We start from the raw sequence: 19,771 nt of genomic DNA, 5'->3' as shown, positions 1-19,771 counted from the left end.
TCCGATTTGTCAGAACAGTGTATACACGCATCTGACAAAGGAACCAGCATGCGCGGACCCGGCCTCGACCTCAAAGCCGCTATAACGGACCGGATGGCCGACGGCAGCAACCCGTCGGTTTGGACCCCGCGCGACTTTCTCGATCTCGGATCGCGGGAGGCTGTTGATCAAGTTCTTCATCGCCTGACACGCAGCGGCGATATACGACGCATCGCGCGCGGTCTCTATGACAAGCCGCAGCGCAACAACCTCACCGGCAAGCCGACCCATCCCAACCCTCGCTCGGTCGTCGACGCCCTAGCACGCCGCGACCAAGCTCGAATTCTTGTCGACGGCATGACCGCAGCGAACGATCTTGGCCTGTCGGACGCAGTACCGGCGCGAATCGTGGTTCACACCGATGCCCGCCTCAAACCAATCAAGCTCGGCAACCTGCAGATAGACTTCAAGACGACCGCGCCGAGCCGTCTCCATTGGGCTGGCCGTCCCGGCATGCGCGTCGTGCAGGCATTGCACTGGCTTCACGATGCAGGAGGCGATACCGACCCTGCTGTCGTGAAGCGCTTGCGCAGCCTGTTTGCCGATCCTGACCATGGTGTAGCGATTGTCGACGATCTCTCAACCGATCTGCTCGCTCTTCCAGCATGGATGCAACAGATCCTGCGCGACACGATGCCCAGTCATCGAAGGCCACCTCGCTCATGACGATGAACACTGCCTATGATCAGGTTCTCGCTGCCACCGTAAACGACAGGCGCGATCTGTTCGTCGGTGCAGGACAGCGACTGGGCACTGCGCCCCAGAACATCGAGAAGGATTTCTGGGTCTGCTGGACGCTTGATGCATTGTTCAATGGGCCAGCATCGCGGGGGCCCCGCTTTCTGTTCAAGGGCGGAACGTCGCTTTCCAAAGGCTTCGGCCTCATCGAGCGTTTCTCCGAAGACATCGATATCACCGTGTTTCGCGAGGACATTGGTGAGGAAACCAGCGTTGAGGCGCTGGAAGCAATGTCGGGAAAGAAGCGCCAGGCCAAGCTCGATGCCATCAAAGGCGCGTGCCAGGCGTTCATCGGCGGCGAACTTCTCGCCCAACTCTCGGCAACACTCGCCGAGGCGGTGGCAGCGGCAGACGGAGAGACCGCCGCCGCAAGAGTCGAGCTCGATACAGACGATGAAAGCCGCCAAAGCCTGCTGCTCTGGTATCCGAGCACCACGGAAGCGTCAGATGGCTATATCCGCAAGGCCGTAAAGATCGAATCGGGCGCCAAGTCCGCGCTCGATCCGCACGCGCAGCACACCATCACGCCCTATCTCGCCGCGGATCTACCGGACGTTGATCTCACCGTCGCCGATGTGACGATCGTCGATGCGGAGCGGACCTTTTGGGACAAGGTGGTGATCCTGCATGGGCTGCGACGCTGGTTCGACGCACGCCAGGTCTTGCGAGCAGGAGGACAGCGTGTCTCGCGCCACTACTACGATGTACATCAGCTGATGGCCGCCGGAACGGGAGCTGCGGCGCTCGCCAATCCGGATCTCGGCCGCGATTGCGTTGCGCATGCTCGAATGTTCTTCAACAGTCGCGATCTCGATCTCGCTCATGCACAACCAGGTAACTTCTCGCTCAATCCGACCGACGCGATGACCGTCGACTTGCGCCGGGATTACGACGCCATGGCGGGCATGATTTTCGGGGAGGTGCCGTCCTTCGACGCCGTGCTCGCCAGTGTCGATGACCTTGAGCGCAACTTGAACGGATCGCCCTCGTGATTCTCGCGCACGGCATCGATCTCGTCGATATTTCGCACACCGCTGCCTTACTGCGCGATCCGACCGATCAGTTTCTGATTCGATGCTTCACGCCTCAGGAACAAGAAGCGGTCGGGACGGGGCAAGACCGCCCGGCGCGCCTGTCCGGTCGGCTCGCCGTCAAGGAAGCGGTCATGAAAGCGCTCGGCACGGGCTTTGCCGAAGGCGTTGGCTTCCTTAGCATCGAAGTGGTCAAGCTGCGCTCGGGCGCGCCCACCATCGTGCTGCATGACGAGGCGGAGCGCCGGGCCGCTGCGCTCGGTATCCGATCCTGGCTGGTGAGCACTGCACACGAAGGCGACTTGGCGGTCGCCAGCGTGATCGGTCTCGGCGATCAGGGTGCACCCAGATAGCGGATCGCGCGTGCGTTGAGGTCGACGAAAATTTCGCCGCCCTTATTGGCGAGAACCTGACGCCACACCGCAAATCCCTCAAGGATAGCGCGTTCCCAATCGGCCGCGGTCGCTTGCCCCACTTCGAGATGTGAGGTCATGCTTTGGATCGTGCGAAGCAAGCCGTAATCGACTTCCCTAATGCCTTCGAGGAAGCTGTGGACGCGCGCATAGTCAAATGCCAGCGCGGAGACGCCTTCCTCGATGATGCGCGCGCGGCCACCGTCCTCGACTTCATCGAACAACGGATGGCTCTTGCGCTTACGCTTTAGAAACGCCCGCAGGTTCGGCGACCAACCAAGGATCGCGGCATAGGCAAGATGGAACACGTCGTGAAAGCGATAGCCGTCGGGATCATAGGAATTGTCACCGAGCAGGCACCCGATCTCTTCCCCGTCGACCGACATTCGCACCTTCGGACGTTCACCCGAACGGGACTCTTCGGCCAGTCGTACAGTCATCTGACGAGGGAAACGCTCGGTATCGGGAAATCCGGAATCGAGCTTCGGGGCTTTGCTACTGGCAGGAGCAAAGCGCGCGTGCACCTTGTCGAGGTTCTGTTGCGCAATCTGTCCCAAATCCAAGTCGAACTTGCTGGCGACGTTGGCAATATACCAGAGAAGATCGCCGAGTTCTTCACCCACACGATCCATGAACAGGCGGTGCGCTTCCCCGTCGCGAAGGTGCTTCTTGTATTCGCTGAGAAGCTGGCCGGTTTCACCAGCCAGACCAAGCATCGGCACGATCAACGCCTTGAGGGCCTCATCCTCGCTAGAGCGCGGGACCTGGTCGGTCAGCAGGGCCTGCTCCTGATATGTCTTGAAATCGATTGCCATATCCTGCCCTTAGCCGTCCTCTGCTTCACATTTCAAAGTCGCGGGCCGCGAATTCTCAAATGCTTCATTAGGCATTGCACCGGCAGCGATTCGATCATTGATGCCCCATTTGGGCGGATACCAGAATTCGATCGGTTTTGCTTGCGGAGCAAACTTTTGCTTAATGCGCGTACGCCCAGTCCACCCTGCAATGTCGGGGTGCGCAACGCGGGCGTATTTGTCGACTTCGCAAAACAGGTTCTGACAGTCGATCAATTGTAGCCGCCGGCCCCATAGCGATGGGAATTCCAGACCAAGGCGCGCGCATTCCTCCTCCTGCCGGTCTGCCATGAGGCGGATCAATTCGGCATCGCTGAGGCCGCCAGTGTCGGCGAAGCATTTGCGCAAACCATCGCGGGCGCCGGGCCCCGGGACCACAAAGTCCATTTCCGAAAAATCAGTCACTTCGCTGTAATTCATGTCGGTGACGAACTGATAAGCGAGGAAGTCGCCGATCGTCGGGAAGGCGCGCAGCAACTCAAAGCCCTCTTGCATAGTCAACGCCTCAGCGAGCTTGGCCGGTAAAGCCTTCGACATCATGAGTTCGAGCAGCTTCAGATGGTTCTGATGCTTCGCCTTGCAGCCGAATGCCGAGCTTCCCGGTGGCATGATGTAGGCCGCCGAATAGATGCGCCTGCTCTCATCCATCGCCTTAGTGAGAATGCGATCAAAGTGGTCGAAGCGGTAATCCGCGAAGGTGATAGGACCGACCGATCTTTCGAGGAGCTGCCAGGTCTCGATCTTGTTGAACAGCTTAAACAGCAGGATGCGGAACACGACCTCGTCCGGCGTGTCAGGCAGGTCCTCGCGATATATGACATTGCGGATCAGATATTGGCTGACCCGGTCAGACGCCCGGTAGGCGTTGGTGAACTTGTAGGTCGCGAGCACCCGATTGTCGGTCCATGGAGCCGGTTCGCCAAGGGCGCGGCGGTAGAAGATGCGCTGCCTTTCCGCGGCGAACCGCCAGTAGCTGTCATAGACGGCAGTGGTCTTGGCGGGGGCAAGGTGGCTAGAAACGATGATCGGAGCTTTCCGCTCGGAAACGACATCAAGCGTTTGCTGGATTGCCGCAGGAATCTTGGCGGGGCGACCGCGCTTGCGGCCGCTCGAGGCGCTGGATTTACCCATAATTGAATCAGGCAGCATCCGCGGTGAGCTGAGCGGAGCCCACATCTGTCAGCGCAGCGGCCGGAGAGGCTGCAATGCAAAGGCGGGCCGCCTCGATTAGCGGCTTCATGGCGCCATCGGTCTTTCCGATCCGCTCCAGTTTCGCGACTCCCACGTTCACATTGAGTCGGGCAAAAGGCATTTTCATTTCATGAGCCATAAACGCGCCGAGCTGAGCGAGTCCGAGATAATTGCCATAGGCTTTGTCGAAGATCTGCTGTGTCGCATAGAACGCATTGACGACCAGTCCCGCTGCCGTCGGCACGAAGCTAACATGTTGCAGGCACGGAAATTTGAGTTGCGCACTTGCTGTATGGTCTCGGGCAGGATCGAAAGTCGTAGCTTGCGCGAGGGAATCTCTCACTCCATCTCGTTTATTCCATTCGCTCAATATCCACTCCAGCTGATTTCCATCGCACGGACCGCTGCCGTACATCGTCAACCGTTCGAAATAGAGGCCACGGCTGTTGGCCTTGTCCCTTGCACGGTAGAATGGAAAGGACCAGCCATAGTATTGAAACAGTTTGGTGCGGTCACCCTGAGCCATGACCCACAGCCGTTCGGGAAAGATCGTGAACGCAACATCCTCGACCTTTGTCTTCCCCTTGCGGTGGAGCAAGGCGTCCAGCGATCGCCGTACTGCTGGATCTTCAGGAATGGAGTAGTCGGCAGGAAAGCCATCGACAGTCAGCACGAGCGGTGCGACTTCCACACCGGAATGCTCCATTATATAAAGAAGCAACCGGCTATAGGCTTCGGATATGCTGTGACCTTCAATGAGCAGCGGAACGCTCGGCTTCGTGCTGGTCTTAGTCATCTTCGTCATCCTCCAGATGGCGGAACTCAGCGAGCCCGACGTATGCGGTTCGCGCGACGCGGCCGAACGCGGCCCAGTCGCCGCCCGGGCGGTCCAGCCTCACCAAGCCCGGACGCTTCGCTTCAAACAGGCGCCCATGGGCAAGGTCGCCAATCGCGGTAACGGCGTTTCCATGGGCGACAGTCCCTGTCGGTAACAGGAGCAGGTGCCCCACTTCCGCGTCGATAGCAGCTCCGCCCCAATGTTCATCGGCAACGATGAGCGGCTGCGGCGTCAACGCACCGAGAATCTGGGCGCGCAGCGACTGTGGCGTGAACTTGCGCAGCGCGTCGGCCCGCGAGCGGCCGATCATCGCCTCGCCCCACAGCAGGTGCGTGACCAGCGTCGAGTACCCGACCCCAAACTGGCAGGCGATGCGATAGACCTCGGCGGGTGTCGCGGTTTCCGGCTTGAGACCGCGGACGGCAAAGGCATTGCGAAGCCCCAGGGTCGGCATGAGCGCGTAAGCGGCAAAGGTGTCGGCGCTATACTCTTCCGGGATGTCCCAAGGTCGGACGGTCTGGTTTTCGCGCAACTCGTCGATCGAGGAGCCGTGCCCGAGCACATGATGGCCGAGCTCGTGGGCGCAATTGAAGGTGCGGCGGACCAGCGGACGCTTGCTCGACAGGTGAATGCGCGGCGGAGAGCCGCGCTGGTACATGCCTTCCATGTCGATATCGTTGAACCGCACGCGCACGCCGTGCGCCTCGGCCACCGAATAGATGCAAATCGGGCTGACGAGGTCCTTTCCCGCCTTCAGGCGGGCCGAGATCGCTGCTTTCATCGCCTTGTCGGCCAAGGCGCGGCGGTTGTGCATCATCGGCTTGACCAGCGCTTTCATCGGTTGGGCTCCTTCTCGTCATCGTCCGACTTCATCGCGGCGATGAGTTTGAGGAGGCGGTCGAGATCGTCGGGTTTGAGTTTGCTGAGTTCGCGGGCTGCAAGTTGCAATTTGGGATCGTCGGTGGCGGCACGTTCGGGCGCCTCACCCAGCAGCCATGCCACCTTGGTATCGTAGAGGTCAGCAAGCTTGGCGAGCTCATGCGCCGCGATGCGGCGATTGCCGGCTTCCATTTCCGAAATGGTCGGACGGTGCATGTTCATAAGCTTGGCCACCTGCCCCTGTGACAGCCCGGCAGTCTCGCGCGCTGCCCGCAATCGGGCATGGATCGTTGCCGACTTGAGCGAAGGATCGTCACTCATTCTGCCGCAGCCTCTTCGGCTTTCTCAGCCTCTTGTGCCTCGAGGAGCTTCAGGACGAGCGCCACTGTCTGGTTGATTGCCAAGGGCTCCTTGCTCTCCTCATCGACGAAAATGTTGGCCTCGCAGGGGATGGACTTGCCGAGCGCAATGCCGAGCATGCCGGCAGCGACCGGCCACACTTTGCTGGTGAACTTCGGAAGTGTTTCAACCGGCTTGGTGGCACCATCGATAGCGGGACACTCTTCGCCGCTGAGGGACTGCACGGTCTGCAGCACCCCAACCAGCTTGGCTTTGACAACATTGGGATCCATCACGACTCTCCAGCTCTTACGGGTGGTAAGATATGCTTACCATCTCAGTTGTCAAGAGGCCCTCGTTCGCAGTGGCGTATCTAACCGGGCTCATCGAGGCCCATAGGTAGCTGGGGGGATTTCAGTTGCGCCTCGTCTGCTTTCAGGAGCTCTTCCGAAAAGGTTTCGAAAGTTCCGGCATTGGGGCGCGTAGCTGCTGTGTCGGATCTCATGAACGAATGTCGGCTTCAGCCGGATCGCGAACTTGAAGCGGACTTACCGGAGTGTCCGACAACGCGGGTACTCCAAATCCTATAATCTGATGTCCGCTTTCAGGCGATCGTCGTCGAAGCTTCGATGACCGAGATGGGGCGCGTTGCTGACCGACTGCATCTGGGCCGTTTCCGGACTTTCCGCTGTGGGCGATCGAGGGGACGCAAGCCGCCATTTCCTTGGGTTGAAATGGACGGACGTCGACGTTTCTCCAAGCTTGCGACGAGCGCCAACCGCCGCGATCTTCAGATACCAAAAGGGGCAACCATTTCAGTCAAAGAACTCTGAAAGGAACGACTTCCTTTTCCGCTTCTCGTACGCTTCGCGAGAGTCACCGTGTCGCGGTCTGTCCTTACGATAGCCGTCGTCTCCCTCGAGCATTGCAGCCGCCATGCCCATCAGGCCGCCAGGCTTCGCCCGGTCGTATTGACGTCCGGGAGCGGATCGATCGTTGTCCGAAATCGGGGTCCGCTCAATAATCTTGTCGAGCTCGCCGCGATCCAGCCAGACACCGCGGCACGACGGACAATAGTCGATCTCCACCCCGCCGCGATCCGACAGTGCAAGGCCCGTCCGACAAACCGGACAAAGCATCCCGCTTACTTGTTGCTCACTCCGCATAACTAGCTCCTCAAAACGTGTATTCGATGCCAATCAATGGGGCATGGCCGATCTGGTCCGGTGCGCCCTCCTCGAAATCCTGTTGCCGCAGATAGGAAAGTCCGAGCGACAAATTGCCGTTGACTTCGTACTCGACGCCCATGGTGGTGCGCAGTCCCGTGAGGCCGGTGTCGTTGCCGACATTGTTACCGCGCAGCACCAAAAATAGTTCCGCATCGGCTCCAGCGGACCACCTGCCGTCTTCGGTCAGGTCGAAACCCAAGCCTAAGCGCGGGCGAAGGCGCAGACCCATTCGATCTGCGCCATCGACGAAACGCTGTTCAAGGCGCAGCCGTGTCTTCAGGATGCCGTGTCTGGTCGAAAGCTGCTGGATCGTGCGCACCTCGTTGGATCCACCGTCGTTGATGCGATACTCGACCGCACCGGCCAGGGTAGCGTTGTCGGCGATGTCCTGCTTCACCCAACCACGGAAGAAGTAAGTATCGACCCGGCCATCACTCTCCGAACGAAAGCGCTGGGCGGTTTCGAGTTCGAACGCCGTGTCGTCGTCCAATCCGACTTCGACGGACGGATTGAGCCAGAATTCGGCGGCATCGTCGCTCGCTCGGGCAGCCGACGGTGCCGCGAATGTCGCCAATGTCGCAAATAGTACAGCCTGTCTTCTCACCTTCTGAGTCCTTTGGTTCTACAGTGTATCAGGGAGATGCGCGTGATGGCTTTTGCGTCGACTGCGACGTCGCAGCCACGCTCTTATTCTCGTGCATCGCGGGTGCAGCGAGCAACATTGCAACATAAGCTGCATATCCGATCATCAGGACGATCCCGGCCAGCCGCCCGAAGCGCTTCCAGACCTGGCTTACGATCAGGAGCGCGACCGCCGCCGCCGCCATCACGGCCAGATCGACGGGAAACAGCGTTACCGGAATTGCAGCAGGACTGACGATCATCGTTACACCCCCGATGCCGAGAATGTTGTAGATGTTGGAGCCGACGACATTGCCGAACGCGATCTCGGCCTCGCCTCGCCGCGCGGCGACCACCGAGGTAACGAGCTCGGGCAGCGAGGTTCCGATCGCGACTATGGTGAGGCCGATGACCGCTTCGCTCAAACCGGCGATGTGCGCGAGGTCGATGGCAGCGCTCACGAGAAAGCGGGCACCCAGCATCAGCAAGGCCAAACCGGCAAGCAGCAGCAGGGTGGCCCTCCACCAGCTTTCTTTTTGTTGATGCAGCGCAGTATCGGCGATTTCCAGCGCCTGCTGCCGGTCGAAAGCCGCCGTGTGGCCGGAATCCGCTGCCCTTACTCGCTCATCTCGGTAGCAGCGCACGATGTAAACGACGAGCGCGACCACCATCGCCAGGCCGATCCAAGCTCCGTGCCAACCGGTCGCTCCAAGGACCAGCAGACCGAGCGATGCCACAGCACATACGCCCGTATCGCGTAGTAGATTGCCGCCGCGCAGTACGATGGGGGTGATCAGGACAGCGACGCCCAGAATCACCAGCACATTGACGATGTTCGATCCAACGATGTTACCCCAGGCGATCGCGGGTGAACCGGCCATGGCCGCCTCCACGCTGGTCATGAGTTCGGGCGTCGAGGTGCCGAACCCGACAATGACCAAGCCAACGACGAGCGGCGTTACACCCGCCTTTTCGGCCAGACGCACCGCGCCGCGAACCAGGAGTTCACCACCGATCAGGAGCGCGATCAGTCCGCCGATCAGGAGAGCGAAAGTTTCGATCATGTAAGAGTTTCCCTCGGAAACGTTGTGCGTAAGAGTGCAAAGCCTGCGACCGCCGCCATCAATGACCCGCTGAGTACGCCCAGCTTAACTGCACCGACCTGCCCCGGGCCGGCGAGGCAAGGCCGTCGATGAGCGAGCTTATGGTGAACCCGATCGCGGCCAGCAGCGATCCGCCATGGAGCTGCCACCGGCCGATGCCTTCGGGAAGCTTCGCCAAACCCGCCTTAACTGCGAGATAGGCAAGTCCGAAGATGCCGATCTGCTTGCCGATCAGGAGTCCGAGCGGTGTCCCCCATGGCTTAGATAACAAGCGTCAGAAGCGATAAGCGAGGCCAGCGCTGACAACCCATGGATTGAGATCGTGTTCGCTTTGCAGCGCAACGGTCTGGCCCGCACGGAAAGTGGCGGTCGTACCGACGAAATAGCGCTTGGCATTGAGCGACAGACCGAGCCCGCGCTGGTTCAGCGCTATATCGACACCCCCCTGAAGGAGAAATCCGAACTCGTCCGACAGGTCGACATCGGTCGCACCAAGCGCTGCCGCGTCCGCCCCCGCGTTTTCGGAGAAGATCATGAAGTAGGTTGCGCCAGCCCCGACATAGGGCTTGAAGCCGCCACCGAGATTGAAGTGATACTTCGCCGTCAGGCTGGCGGGCAGGATAATCGCATCATCGATCAGCTCGGCACCGGCAAGAGCGCCCGCGCCGCGCACATCATGCGGCGTGACGCAGCAGATCGTCTCAAGCGAGAAGTTCGGCGAAGCGAAATACTCGATGGCTACGGTCGGCACAACCGAGTCCGAGGCTTCGGTTTGCGAGCCGGGCGGCAAGCCGATGAGATCGGTTTCGACCTCGGCGATGGCACCGTCCGGTAGCACACCGGTGACAAAAGCCTTGACCTGAATATCGCCGGCTTTCTGAGCGGCGACGGGCGTCGCAAACGGAAGCGCGATTGCGGCACAGGCAAGACAATAGCGGGTCTCGAGCATGGGGAAATCCTGTTGCGGCCTTCGCCCAGCCCGCGCGATGCGCGGCCGGATCTCGGCACTTGTTTTTTCGGGGAGAGGGAGGCCCGGTCCGCGCTTGTTGGAGGGATCGTGGCGCGGAGCCGGGCCGAGGGGGAAGGGGTCAGCCAGCCGAGTACGGCAGCGACGAGTGGTGAAGCACGATACGCAGCTTGCCGTCCGGGCCGCGGACATAACCCCAGGTCTTGTCGACCATGGTGCGGTTGCCGTTGGCGTCGATCACCGTCACGTGACCCATCGAAATGGCCGAGTTGCCGGTGATGAGGATACCGGCATTGTCGATCTCGAACGAGCGCCAGCCCTTCAGCGCAAACCCACCATCCTGGGCGAACTTGGGGTCACCTCCGACGAAATAGGACAGCGCGCCATCGCGGGTCGTGCGGAAGGTCTGCTCGTCGTCACCCTTGGCAAGGGTCGGCTTGAACAGCACCGGGCCTAGGTTGTAGCCGTAAGCGCTATCGATGATGTCGCCCGCCAGCTTCTTGGCAGCGGCATGACCCTTGTCGTCGTATTCGACGGCAATGGCGACCAGCGCGTTGCCCCAGGCCTGCTGCGCGGCGATGACTTCGGCTTCGGTGATCGGAGCGTAGGGCGCGGCGACCATGGTGGACGTAGGCATAGTGGCAACGTTGGCGGCTGCGGGCGCGGCGATGGCGGCGAGAGGAAGAGCAGCGGCGAGGCCGAGAGCCTTGATGCGGGTAAGCTTCATGTGTCGTCTCCTGTTTTGGCCACCATGAGGAAAACGTGGAGGCCCTGAATTGTTCTGCGGGTATCGACCCGACGGACCCCATTTAGGCTGGCACGGTTGCGCTCAAATCAGCCGGACGGCTAACCGCGCGGCGTAGGCCGGATAGCCTATGCGCTCTGCGGCAATTCCTTTAATAGCCGTGCGATGGGCCAGAACGTGTCATCCGCTCCTCCCGCACTCGAGACCGTTGCGGACCTGCGCGCGCTTTATCGCGCAGCCGAAGCGCGAGCAGCGCGGATGCGTCTGCTGACCAGTGTTGGAAAGATCCTCTCGGAGGTTCGTCCCGAAACCTTGGGCAGCGTGCTTGACCGCTGCGCCGAACGGTTGGCTTTTTTCCTCGGCGCGCGCAGTGCTCGCCTCACGCTGGATGGCGAAGGACCGGGGATCGCAATTCGCGCGGTCGGCGGGGACGAACCACTCGGCTTCATCGCCATCGAAGGTCTTTCGAGCGAACAGGACATCCGCGACGAGGAAGACCGGGAAACGTTTCGCTTGTACCTTGAGTTTATGGGCAGTGCGATCGACCGCACTCGCAGGGAATCCGAGCGGCAGCATCTCCTCGAAACCCTGCAGGATCGCGAAAAACGCCTCGAGATGCTGGTCGAACGGATGTTCACCGCGCAGGAAAGCGAGCGATTGCGGGTATCGCAGGAACTGCATGATGGCGTGGCCCAGACCGCTACCGCGCTCGCACGGCTGATCGAAGGACCGGGCTCGGAGGCTCCCGATCTGCCCGCCGCCGAACGGGCGGGCCTCGCGGGTATTGCTCGTGGACTGGTGCGCGAACTGCGCGCCGTTATCGGTGGGCTGCGTCCTACTCTCCTCGACGATCTTGGTCTTGAAGCTGCGATCCGGGCGCTCGCCGAGGGGCTTGGAGACGACGGATACAGAATCTCCCTTCGCGTTTTCAGATCGACCGAGCGCTTGCCGAAGACCCTGGAGACCGCCCTGTTCCGGGTGGCGCAAGAATCTATCGCCAATATTCGCAAGCATGCAGGCGGTCCCTGCGCGGTCATGCTGGAGCTCGCTTTTTCCGAAGGGGGCGGCTGCGGTTTTCTGCGCATCGCCGATACCGGCCGCGGGCCTTCCGGTGGCAGCCTGCTCCAGAAAGATGCAGGAGAGCACATCGGTATCGGTGTCATGACGGAACGGATGACAGCAGTCGGCGGCAAGCTCGACTGGCGCGCGGATGCGCGCGGCGGTGTGACCGTGACCGCCTATTTGCCTCAGATTGTCCAGCCATGACAGCGACGCGCATCCTCATCGTAGACGACCATCAGCTTGCACGTGAGGGCCTGAAGGCGGTTCTTGACGGTCCCGACATCGCGGTTGCCGCAATGGCATCCAGCGGAGAGGAAGCGGTGGAAATGGCGAGCTTGCACGAGCCCGACATCGTGCTGATGGATATCCGGCTGGGCGACGGCATCGACGGTCTGGAAGCTACGCGGCAGATCGTGGCGCTTGGCCTGGGTACGCGGGTGCTGATGCTGACTTTGCACGAAATGGCCGCTTATGTTCGCGAGGCGCTGGCCGCCGGGGCTGCAGGCTACGTCCTCAAGGATGCTGCAATCGAGGAACTGAAGGCGGCGATCGCGCAGGTCAAGGCAGGTCAGTCTGCGGTGCCGCTCGAACTGGTCAATGCTGCAATGCGCGCCGCGTCCTTGCCGAACCGCGATGCCGACGTGTCGCGCCTCTTGACCGATCGCGAGCGCGATGTCGTCGCGCTGGTCGCGGAAGGGCTGACCAACAAGGAGATCGGCCGTCGGCTCGACATCAGTCCGGCGACGGTCAAGGTTCATGTCGAGCGGATCATCGGCAAGCTGGGCGTTGCCGACCGCACACAGGCTGCGGTGTTGATGACGCAAATGCGGCGCGACGACGATTGAGCCATGCCGGAGTTGCGACCATCCGCTGCGCCCCTGCGCTTTTGGGCCGATCGACCGCTGGCGATCAAGGGGCTGGTGTTTATCGCGATCCCGCTGGCGATTCTGTTCGCAGCGCTGGCATCGCTTTACCTTTCCAGCACGGCGGAAGAACGCGCAGAAGCCGACGTTCGGCGCGCCTTTGCCATCCAGCGCGATACCTATCAGGTCCACGCTCTGCTGTCGCAGGCAGCGGCAGGCGTCCGGGGATATGCGCTGACTGGCGAGGATCGCTTTCTTGAGCCTTACTCCGTCGCCGAGCGGGAACTGGCCCCGACCATTCAGCGGCTGGACGAAGCGATCGAAGACCCCGGTGTGCGGAACGAATATGCGACCCTGACAAATCTGGTCGATGCGAAGCGTCAGGGTCTGGGCGAGATCGTGCGCGTGTCGCGGGGCGGCGAAGATCCGGCATCGTCGCGCGCGGTGCTGGAGGCGGAACTGAGCGCAAGCCGCGATGTTCTTGAGCGACTCGGCAGTCAGGTCGACGTGATCCAGCGCCGCGAAGCCGTTCTGCTTGACCAGCGCCGGGCCAGGGTCGACGAGGTACGGTCGCGCTTTCTGCTGCTTACCGCCATCAGCGCCCTGCTCGGTCTGCTCGGCAGCATCGCGGCGGTCTACCTCTTCTCGACCGGGATCGTTCGCCGGGTGCGCGTGCTGGAAGGCAATGCGGAACGGCTGGCCAAGGGGGAAAGGTTGGACGAATTGCCCGACGAGGCTGACGAAATCGGGCGGTTGGCACAGCGGTTGGGTCGTGCCAGCGCGTTGCTTCGTGCGCGGGAAAAGGAGCTGAGCGAAAGCGAGGAACGCTTCCGGCTCGTCGTTGACCGAGTGCGCGACTACGGCATTTTCGCGCTCGATACCGAGGGCCGGGTCGCCACGTGGAACCTCGGTGCCGAACGTATCAAGGGGTGGCAGGCGAGTGAGATTCTCGGCAGGCACTTCAGTTCCTTTTACCCTCCCGAAACCCGCGATTTCCTCCCGCAGCAGATAATCGATCGCGCCATACATGACGGCTCGGCGGAGGACGAAGGCTGGCGCGTTCGGCGCGATGGTACGCGTTTCTGGGCCAATGTCGTCATTACCGCGCTACGCGACGGCAAAGGCACTCTGCGCGGCTTCGCCAAAGTGACCCGCGACATGTCCGAGCGGCGTCGCACGGAGGAGGAACTGCGGACCGCGCAGGACGAAGCGATCGCGGCGAGCCGGGCCAAGACCGCCCTCCTCTCGCGAACGAGCCACGAGCTGCGGACCCCGATGAACGCGATCCTTGGTTTCGGGCAATTACTCGAAATCGACGAAGAGAACTTCGCACCACATCATCGTTCCGCCGTAACGCAGATCATGAAGGCGGGTCGGCACCTGTTGTCACTGATTAACGATCTGCTCGACATTTCGAGCATCGAAGCCGGAGTCAGTGAATTGGCGATCGAATCTTTCGACCTGCATGAACTGCTTGCCGAAGTGCATTCGATCGGCCTGCCGCTGGTCAAGCAGTCCGGACTCGCCTTCTCCCTTGATCTGCCCGAACGGGAGGTTGTCGTATCGGCGGACAAGCGGCGCGCCTTGCAGGTCGTTCTCAACCTCATCGGCAACTCGGCCAAATATAACCGCACCGGCAAGGCGGTTCGCCTGTCGAGCCGCATCGAGAAGCATATGGCAATTGTGGAAGTGGAAGATGACGGCCCGGGGATCGACCCGCCCGACGTCCCGCGCCTATTTACCGCTTTCGACCGACTCGGCGAACAGAACCGATCGGCGACGGAAGGTACCGGGCTCGGCCTCGCACTGTCGAGAAGCCTAGTGGAATCGATGAAGGGAAAGATCGGGTACGAGCCCGCCAGCACCGGGCCCGGAAGGCTCGGCGCGCGGTTCTGGTTCTCACTGCCCCTCGCCGTCGACGCGACGACACCCACCTCCACCCTCACGCCCATCGAGGTCCCCGAAGAATGACTGCCCAACTGGTGGCGCCAGCCGACATCACCTCCCGCCGGATCCTCGCGATCGACGACGAGGTGGCCAATATCCTCCTCCTCCGCAGCGTCCTCGAGCGCGAAGGCTATACCGACATCCATTGCCTGACCGATCCGACGAAGGCGATGAGAGCCTACATCGATCTGGAACCCGACATCGTCCTGCTCGACCTGATGATGCCCGAGGTAGACGGTTTCGAACTGCTCGAAGCGTTTTCGCGACATGACCGCCCGGCTGAGTTCCGTCCGGTTCTCGTGCTCACAGCCGACACGACGCTACAGGCACGACGCCGCGCTCTTTCGCTCGGGGCGAAAGATTTTGTCGCCAAACCCTTCGATGTAATCGAAGTTGGACTAAGAATCGCAAACCTGCTCGAAACTAGGGTTCTGTATCAACGCTTGAATTCGTCTTGATGTTCGTAGACGTCCGGCTCCTTTTGCGACGCACAGCCGACCCGGAAGCGCTTGGCTGCTATCGTGGATAGCCTGAACCAGTGGCAGCTTTCGGGCGAAAATTGCGATCAGACGAATGCCCGATATTGGGGCGCTTTTCGGACCGGCGGAAACTGGGCCGGAAGCTGACGGTCCGGTTTTGGCCTATAGATAGCGGATCCAGACCTTAGCATCGGGCGACATCTAAGGTTGGAGGGACCCATCCCTAGTATCCCTCTCCTGAAACCAAAATGCCCGCCAATCGCTGACTCGGCGAAATGGAGGACCAGATGGCCGCACGCGCTTATTGGCAGGGACAGATCAGGCTCGCGCTGGTTTCCATCCCGGTGGAAATCTACTCGGCCAGCAAATCGGGCGCGAAGATCAGGTTCAATCAGATCCATGAACCGAGCGGAAAGCGGATCAAGTACGAGAAAACCGTTCCCGGCCTCGGCCCGGTCGACCGCGACGAAATCATCAAGGGCTACGAGATTGCCAAGGGCGAATACGTTCTTCTCGAGGACGAGGAGATCGAGGCTGTCAAGATCGAGAGCCGTAAGACACTCGAACTCGTCCAGTTCGTCGAGGCGTGCGAGATCGACCCGCTCTACTTCGAAAAGCCCTATTACGTCGCGCCGAAAGACGACCTGGCCGAGGAGGCATTTGTCGTGTTGCGGGAGGCCCTGCGCAAGGCGAAGAAGGTGGCGCTGGGCCAGTTGTCGGTGCGCGGTAGCGAGAAGCTCGTGGCGATCACGCCGTGCGGCAAGGGCCTGCTGCTCGAAACTCTGCGTTACGCCGACGAGGTGCGCAAGGGACAGGCATTTTTCGACGATATCGACGAGGCGAAGCCGAAGAAGGAATTGCTCGATCTTGCAACGACCCTGATCGAGGAGAAGAGCGCGCCTTTCGATGCAAGCGAGTTCGAGGATCGCTATGTCGACGCGCTGAAGAAGCTGATCGACAAGAAGGCCAAGTCGAAGAGCAAGAAGGCCATCATTGAGGATGTGGGCGAGCCTGTCTCGGACGGCGGAAACGTCATCGATTTGATGGCCGCGCTCAAGAAATCGGTCGCCGGGAAAAGCAACGGTAAAGCAAGCCGCAAGGCTGCGGCCAAACCGAAGAAAAGCGCCTGATCCGATGGAGCTGAACGATCCCACTTTGGTCCATTGGCTTGACTGGGACCTGCTCTCTCGCCTCGGAATCGCCGCCGTTATCGGGCTACTCCTCGGGCTAGACCGCGAGTTGCGCGGACATGCGGCAGGCATGCGGACGCACGGCCTCATCTGTTTCTCAGCGGCGGCGATGACCGTTTCCGTAGTGGCGCTCTACAATGAGATGGGTGGCCAGCAGATGGACCCGCTGCGCGTATACGAAGCTGCGGGAGCTTTCATCGGGATTATCGGTGCCGGATTGATCGTGTTCAGCAAGGGACGGGTGCACAATTTGACCACGGCCGCCCACCTGTGGCTGGCCGCAGTGATCGGTATTGCATGCGGCGCCGCGCAGTGGCCGCTGGTCGCGATCGCGTCCGTAATCAGCTTGGTGATGCTTACGTTGTTACGCTTGGTCGAGCCCAAGGACCGCGATCGACAGATTGGCGAGTCAGAAGAGTGACCCAGCCTCGCGATGCGCTAGCAAAGTATAAAGCCAAGCGTGATTTTGCGAAGACGCCGGAACCCTCGGGCGCGGCGGAAAGCAGCGCACGGGGCAATCTCTTTATCGTGCATAAACACGACGCCACGCGGCTCCACTGGGATTTGCGCCTCGAAGTCGATGGCGTGCTCAAGAGCTGGGCAGTGACCAAGGGGCCATCGCCCGACCCCGACATCAAGCGGCTGGCGGTGCGTACCGAAGACCATCCGATGTCTTATGCCGAGTTCGAGGGAACGATCCCCAAGGGCGAATATGGCGGCGGTACGGTGATGCTGTGGGATCGCGGCAGTTGGGCCCCGATCAAAGGTAAGAGCGCCACGGATCTCGACAAGGGCCATCTCCACTTCTCCCTCAATGGCGAACGAATGAAGGGCGAATGGTTGCTTATCAGGCTCAAGAAGAAGCCCGGCGAGAAGCGCGAAAACTGGCTCCTGCGGAAATTGCAGGACGACCATGCCCAGGAAGGCGACGCCTTGGTCGAACGCGAGCTCACCAGCGTGTTGACCGGGCGCTCGATGGCCGAAATCGCCGCCGACAAGAAAGGCGAATTCCCGCTTGCGGGGAAGAAGGACGATGCCTTTCTCGAGCAGATGGAAAAGGCCTCGTCGCGCAATGCCGCCAAGGGCAAATCTCGCAGCAAGCGCCAGTCCGCCCGGTTGCCCAAATTCGCCAAGCCCCAGCTGGCGACACTCGTCGACGATGTTCCCACCGGCAATGAGTGGATGCACGAGATAAAGTTCGACGGGTACCGGGCGATGATCGCGGCGAAGGGCGATGACGTGCGCGTCTATACGCGCAGCGGAAAAGACTGGAGCGACAAGTTCGCCCCGCTTGTCGAGGCGATCGCGGCGCTAGAGCTTCCCGCTTGCCTGCTTGACGGCGAGATCGTCGCTTACGACGCAAAGGGCAATCCCGATTTTTCAACGCTCCAGCAGGTCCTGAAGCGCGGACACGGAAGCCAGTCGAAAAGCGATGCGCTGGCGCTCCACGCTTTCGACCTCTTGTCGCTGGACGGGGAGGATCTCAGAAAACTGCCCAACATCGAGCGCAAGGAGCGCCTCGAAGCGCTGCTTTCCACCGCCGAACCCCCGGTCCATGTCGCCGATCACATCATCGGCGCGGGCGAGAAGCTGTACGAGGCCATGTGCAAGGCCGGGCAGGAGGGCATTATCGCGAAGAAGATCGACGCCCCCTATCGACACTCGCGCAGTAAGGCGTGGGTGAAGATAAAATGCACTCGGCGGCAGGAATTCGTGATCGTCGGGTGGAAAGCGAGCAAGGCGAAGGGACGTCCGTTCGCGTCCTTGCTCATGGCTCAACACGAGGATGCCGAGCTGGTCTACAAGGGCAATGTCGGTACCGGTTTCTCCACCGACGAGCTCGACGATCTGGCGGCGAAGATGAAGCGGCTCGAGCGCAAGACGCCGCCGGTCGAAACTGACGAAGCGAGCGCGCAGGGCGTGACCTGGCTGACCCCGAAGCTCGTTGCCGAAGTCGCCTTCGCCGAATTCACTGCGGACGGGAACATTCGCCATGGCAGCTATATTGGTTTGCGGAGCGACAAGGATGCCAAATCGATAAAACCGGAAACTGCTGCGAAGCCACCAACGCCGGCGGCCGACGTCAAGATTTCCAGCCGCCCCCGCGTGGTGTTCCCCGATAGCGGTCAGACCAAGGGGCAACTCGCCGACTACTATGCAGCGGTCGCGCCGCTCATGCTGCCTTTCGCCGGACGGCGCCCGGTCAGCCTCGTCCGGTGCCCACAAGGACGCGCGAAGAAATGCTTCTTCCAGAAGCACGACAGCGGAGCGTTTGGCGATGCCGTGCACCACGTTCCGATCCGCGAGAAGGACGGCGGGACGGAAGACTATCTCTATGTCGAGGATGTGAGGGGCATCCTTCAATGCGTCCAGATGGGGACGATCGAATTTCACGGCTGGGGCTCGCGCAGCGACGATGTCGAGGCGCCTGACCGAATGGTATTCGATCTCGACCCCGACGAGGGTCTAGGTTTCAACGAAGTCAAGCAGGCCGCGCGCGATATCCGAGCGCGGCTGTCCGACATCGGCCTCGTCAGCTTCGCCATGCTTTCCGGCGGGAAAGGAGTTCACGTCGTGGTGCCGCTCAACACCGGCCGCTCATGGGACGAGCACAAGGACTTCTCGCGCCGCTTCGCCGAGGCGTTGAGTATTGCCGAGCCCGAGCGCTTCACCGCCACGATGAGCAAGGCGAAGCGCAAGGGTAAGATCTTCATCGACTGGCTGCGTAACCAGCGCGGCAGCACTGCCGTCATCCCTTATTCCGCCCGCGCTCGCTCCGGTGCGCCCGTCGCGGTTCCGATCGGCTGGAATGAACTCAAATCGATGAAAGATGCGCAGCCCTTTTCGATCGATGACGCGAAACGGCTGATCGATCGCGCGGAAAGCAAAACCTTGGCTGGCTGGGGTTTCGCCAACCAGCAGTTGCCGGACGTCTGATCGCTCGGATGGCGCTGTCAGTCACTCAATGATCGGTTCAGGGGGCCAGCGGCGGACCGGCGGTTTTCCGGGCAGGAACTACTCTACGCCCAACATTAGATAGGCGCGCAGTGACATATGTATCCACAGCACGTGCCACCACGTACCGGGCACATGTCTCTACAGCGAGATCGATCGGTTCGAAGTCGGGGCCAAGTTGCACTCCTTGTCCGGAGGCTGCGGAAACAGCAGATCTATTGAGAAAAGCCTTGGCATCACGCGCGGAACGAAACAGCCGTTAGCGCGCTTCCATTGCATGTCACGCGA

Annotated in this window: 22 protein-coding genes; 10 read left to right on the top strand and 12 right to left on the bottom strand. The window is 61.0% G+C overall.

What is annotated here, in order from left to right; all coding sequences use genetic code 11:
• Positions 1-48 precede the first annotated feature (48 nt).
• From A3736_RS07745 to acpS, 3 genes are read left to right on the top strand one after another with little or no spacing between them, the layout of a single operon-like run.
• Positions 49-705, top strand: a complete 657-nt coding sequence (locus tag A3736_RS07745; protein ID WP_067681285.1) for a DUF6088 family protein — start codon at positions 49-51, stop codon at positions 703-705.
• Positions 702-1,769 (top strand): nucleotidyl transferase AbiEii/AbiGii toxin family protein, encoded by a 1,068-nt coding sequence (locus A3736_RS07740; protein ID WP_233999310.1) that lies wholly within the window; start codon positions 702-704, stop codon positions 1,767-1,769. The genes A3736_RS07745 and A3736_RS07740 overlap by 4 nt, the downstream gene beginning before the upstream one ends.
• Complete coding sequence (gene acpS, locus A3736_RS07735; RefSeq protein WP_067681279.1) at positions 1,766-2,161, top strand: holo-ACP synthase; 396 nt, start codon at positions 1,766-1,768, stop codon at positions 2,159-2,161. The genes A3736_RS07740 and acpS overlap by 4 nt, the downstream gene beginning before the upstream one ends.
• Here the strand turns inward: acpS and A3736_RS07730 are convergent.
• From A3736_RS07730 to A3736_RS07675, 12 genes are all read right to left on the bottom strand, one after another.
• Positions 2,143-3,036 carry a nucleoside triphosphate pyrophosphohydrolase family protein gene (locus A3736_RS07730; RefSeq protein ID WP_233999309.1) on the bottom strand — a complete coding sequence of 298 codons (894 nt, stop codon included), beginning with the start codon at positions 3,034-3,036 and terminating at the stop codon, positions 2,143-2,145. The two genes, acpS and A3736_RS07730, sit on opposite strands and share 19 nt — an antisense overlap.
• A 9-nt stretch (positions 3,037-3,045) precedes the next feature.
• On the bottom strand, positions 3,046-4,206 hold the full coding sequence (locus A3736_RS07725) for a nucleotide kinase domain-containing protein (RefSeq protein WP_067681276.1): 1,161 nt from the start codon (positions 4,204-4,206) through the stop codon (positions 3,046-3,048).
• 7 nt (positions 4,207-4,213) lie between these two features.
• A complete protein-coding gene (locus A3736_RS07720) occupies positions 4,214-5,062 on the bottom strand; it encodes a thymidylate synthase (RefSeq protein WP_082851377.1) in 849 nt (282 codons plus the stop codon).
• Positions 5,055-5,942 (bottom strand): ImmA/IrrE family metallo-endopeptidase, encoded by an 888-nt coding sequence (locus A3736_RS07715; protein ID WP_067681273.1) that lies wholly within the window; start codon positions 5,940-5,942, stop codon positions 5,055-5,057. Before A3736_RS07715 ends, A3736_RS07720 begins: the two co-directional genes overlap by 8 nt.
• On the bottom strand, positions 5,939-6,304 hold the full coding sequence (locus tag A3736_RS07710; protein WP_067681271.1) for a helix-turn-helix domain-containing protein: 366 nt from the start codon (positions 6,302-6,304) through the stop codon (positions 5,939-5,941). The genes A3736_RS07715 and A3736_RS07710 overlap by 4 nt, the downstream gene beginning before the upstream one ends.
• Positions 6,301-6,615: a hypothetical protein gene (locus A3736_RS07705; RefSeq protein WP_067681268.1), complete on the bottom strand. Its 315-nt coding sequence runs from the start codon at positions 6,613-6,615 to the stop codon at positions 6,301-6,303. The genes A3736_RS07710 and A3736_RS07705 overlap by 4 nt, the downstream gene beginning before the upstream one ends.
• Before the next feature lie 522 nt (positions 6,616-7,137).
• Complete coding sequence (locus A3736_RS07700) at positions 7,138-7,488, bottom strand: zf-TFIIB domain-containing protein (RefSeq protein ID WP_067681265.1); 351 nt, start codon at positions 7,486-7,488, stop codon at positions 7,138-7,140.
• Positions 7,489-7,498: 10 nt separating this feature from the next.
• Positions 7,499-8,155: a DUF2490 domain-containing protein gene (locus A3736_RS07695; RefSeq protein ID WP_067681262.1), complete on the bottom strand. Its 657-nt coding sequence runs from the start codon at positions 8,153-8,155 to the stop codon at positions 7,499-7,501.
• Between the two features lie 28 nt (positions 8,156-8,183).
• The gene (locus tag A3736_RS07690) at positions 8,184-9,236 is read right to left on the bottom strand and encodes a calcium/sodium antiporter (RefSeq protein ID WP_067681259.1); all 1,053 of its coding nucleotides are present in this window, start codon (positions 9,234-9,236) and stop codon (positions 8,184-8,186) included.
• Between the two features lie 58 nt (positions 9,237-9,294).
• Entirely contained in the window at positions 9,295-9,546 is a 252-nt protein-coding gene (locus A3736_RS07685; RefSeq protein WP_067681256.1) for a Na+/H+ antiporter NhaA, read from the bottom strand.
• A gap of 3 nt (positions 9,547-9,549) precedes the next feature.
• Positions 9,550-10,224 (bottom strand): OmpW family protein, encoded by a 675-nt coding sequence (locus A3736_RS07680; RefSeq protein WP_067681253.1) that lies wholly within the window; start codon positions 10,222-10,224, stop codon positions 9,550-9,552.
• Between the two features lie 139 nt (positions 10,225-10,363).
• Positions 10,364-10,969, bottom strand: a complete 606-nt coding sequence (locus A3736_RS07675) for a phosphoribosyl-AMP cyclohydrolase (RefSeq protein WP_067681250.1) — start codon at positions 10,967-10,969, stop codon at positions 10,364-10,366.
• 183 nt (positions 10,970-11,152) lie between these two features.
• On the opposite strand from A3736_RS07675, the gene A3736_RS07670 reads away from it, so the two are divergent.
• The 7 genes from A3736_RS07670 (at position 11,153) to ligD (ending at position 19,465) form a co-directional block, all read left to right on the top strand.
• Entirely contained in the window at positions 11,153-12,253 is a 1,101-nt protein-coding gene (locus A3736_RS07670; protein WP_067681247.1) for a sensor histidine kinase, read from the top strand.
• A complete protein-coding gene (locus A3736_RS07665; protein WP_067681244.1) occupies positions 12,250-12,894 on the top strand; it encodes a response regulator transcription factor in 645 nt (214 codons plus the stop codon). The genes A3736_RS07670 and A3736_RS07665 overlap by 4 nt, the downstream gene beginning before the upstream one ends.
• Before the next feature lie 3 nt (positions 12,895-12,897).
• Complete coding sequence (locus tag A3736_RS07660; protein ID WP_082851373.1) at positions 12,898-14,883, top strand: ATP-binding protein; 1,986 nt, start codon at positions 12,898-12,900, stop codon at positions 14,881-14,883.
• The gene (locus tag A3736_RS07655; protein ID WP_067681241.1) at positions 14,880-15,317 is read left to right on the top strand and encodes a response regulator; all 438 of its coding nucleotides are present in this window, start codon (positions 14,880-14,882) and stop codon (positions 15,315-15,317) included. The genes A3736_RS07660 and A3736_RS07655 overlap by 4 nt, the downstream gene beginning before the upstream one ends.
• 308 nt (positions 15,318-15,625) lie before the next feature.
• Entirely contained in the window at positions 15,626-16,468 is an 843-nt protein-coding gene (locus A3736_RS07650) for a Ku protein (protein WP_067681238.1), read from the top strand.
• Positions 16,469-16,472: 4 nt separating this feature from the next.
• Positions 16,473-16,949 (top strand): MgtC/SapB family protein, encoded by a 477-nt coding sequence (locus A3736_RS07645; protein WP_067681235.1) that lies wholly within the window; start codon positions 16,473-16,475, stop codon positions 16,947-16,949.
• On the top strand, positions 16,946-19,465 hold the full coding sequence (ligD, locus tag A3736_RS07640; protein WP_067681232.1) for a DNA ligase D: 2,520 nt from the start codon (positions 16,946-16,948) through the stop codon (positions 19,463-19,465). Before A3736_RS07645 ends, ligD begins: the two co-directional genes overlap by 4 nt.
• The last annotated feature ends 306 nt before the right edge of the window (positions 19,466-19,771 follow it).

The organism is Erythrobacter sp. HI0063, assembly GCF_001635685.1.
Taxonomy (GTDB): domain Bacteria; phylum Pseudomonadota; class Alphaproteobacteria; order Sphingomonadales; family Sphingomonadaceae; genus Qipengyuania.
The sequence above is the reverse complement of the archived record's forward strand: the minus strand, read 5'-3'. Positions and strand labels throughout refer to the sequence as shown.

Excerpts from the sequence above, each read along its gene's own strand:
- A3736_RS07730 (WP_233999309.1), bottom strand. The coding sequence starts at position 3,036 with ATGGCAATCGATTTCAAGACATATCAGGAGCAGGCCCTGCTGACCGAC.
- A3736_RS07680 (WP_067681253.1), bottom strand. The coding sequence starts at position 10,224 with ATGCTCGAGACCCGCTATTGTCTTGCCTGTGCCGCAATCGCGCTTCCG.
- A3736_RS07665 (WP_067681244.1), top strand. The coding sequence starts at position 12,250 with ATGACAGCGACGCGCATCCTCATCGTAGACGACCATCAGCTTGCACGT.
- A3736_RS07740 (WP_233999310.1), top strand. The coding sequence starts at position 702 with ATGACGATGAACACTGCCTATGATCAGGTTCTCGCTGCCACCGTAAAC.
- A3736_RS07700 (WP_067681265.1), bottom strand. The coding sequence starts at position 7,488 with ATGCGGAGTGAGCAACAAGTAAGCGGGATGCTTTGTCCGGTTTGTCGG.
- A3736_RS07675 (WP_067681250.1), bottom strand. The coding sequence starts at position 10,969 with ATGAAGCTTACCCGCATCAAGGCTCTCGGCCTCGCCGCTGCTCTTCCT.
- A3736_RS07710 (WP_067681271.1), bottom strand. The coding sequence starts at position 6,304 with ATGAGTGACGATCCTTCGCTCAAGTCGGCAACGATCCATGCCCGATTG.
- A3736_RS07725 (WP_067681276.1), bottom strand. The coding sequence starts at position 4,206 with ATGGGTAAATCCAGCGCCTCGAGCGGCCGCAAGCGCGGTCGCCCCGCC.
- A3736_RS07655 (WP_067681241.1), top strand. The coding sequence starts at position 14,880 with ATGACTGCCCAACTGGTGGCGCCAGCCGACATCACCTCCCGCCGGATC.
- A3736_RS07745 (WP_067681285.1), top strand. The coding sequence starts at position 49 with ATGCGCGGACCCGGCCTCGACCTCAAAGCCGCTATAACGGACCGGATG.
- A3736_RS07650 (WP_067681238.1), top strand. The coding sequence starts at position 15,626 with ATGGCCGCACGCGCTTATTGGCAGGGACAGATCAGGCTCGCGCTGGTT.
- A3736_RS07645 (WP_067681235.1), top strand. The coding sequence starts at position 16,473 with ATGGAGCTGAACGATCCCACTTTGGTCCATTGGCTTGACTGGGACCTG.
- A3736_RS07720 (WP_082851377.1), bottom strand. The coding sequence starts at position 5,062 with ATGACTAAGACCAGCACGAAGCCGAGCGTTCCGCTGCTCATTGAAGGT.
- A3736_RS07690 (WP_067681259.1), bottom strand. The coding sequence starts at position 9,236 with ATGATCGAAACTTTCGCTCTCCTGATCGGCGGACTGATCGCGCTCCTG.
- A3736_RS07705 (WP_067681268.1), bottom strand. The coding sequence starts at position 6,615 with ATGGATCCCAATGTTGTCAAAGCCAAGCTGGTTGGGGTGCTGCAGACC.
- A3736_RS07670 (WP_067681247.1), top strand. The coding sequence starts at position 11,153 with ATGGGCCAGAACGTGTCATCCGCTCCTCCCGCACTCGAGACCGTTGCG.
- A3736_RS07715 (WP_067681273.1), bottom strand. The coding sequence starts at position 5,942 with ATGAAAGCGCTGGTCAAGCCGATGATGCACAACCGCCGCGCCTTGGCC.
- A3736_RS07660 (WP_082851373.1), top strand. The coding sequence starts at position 12,898 with ATGCCGGAGTTGCGACCATCCGCTGCGCCCCTGCGCTTTTGGGCCGAT.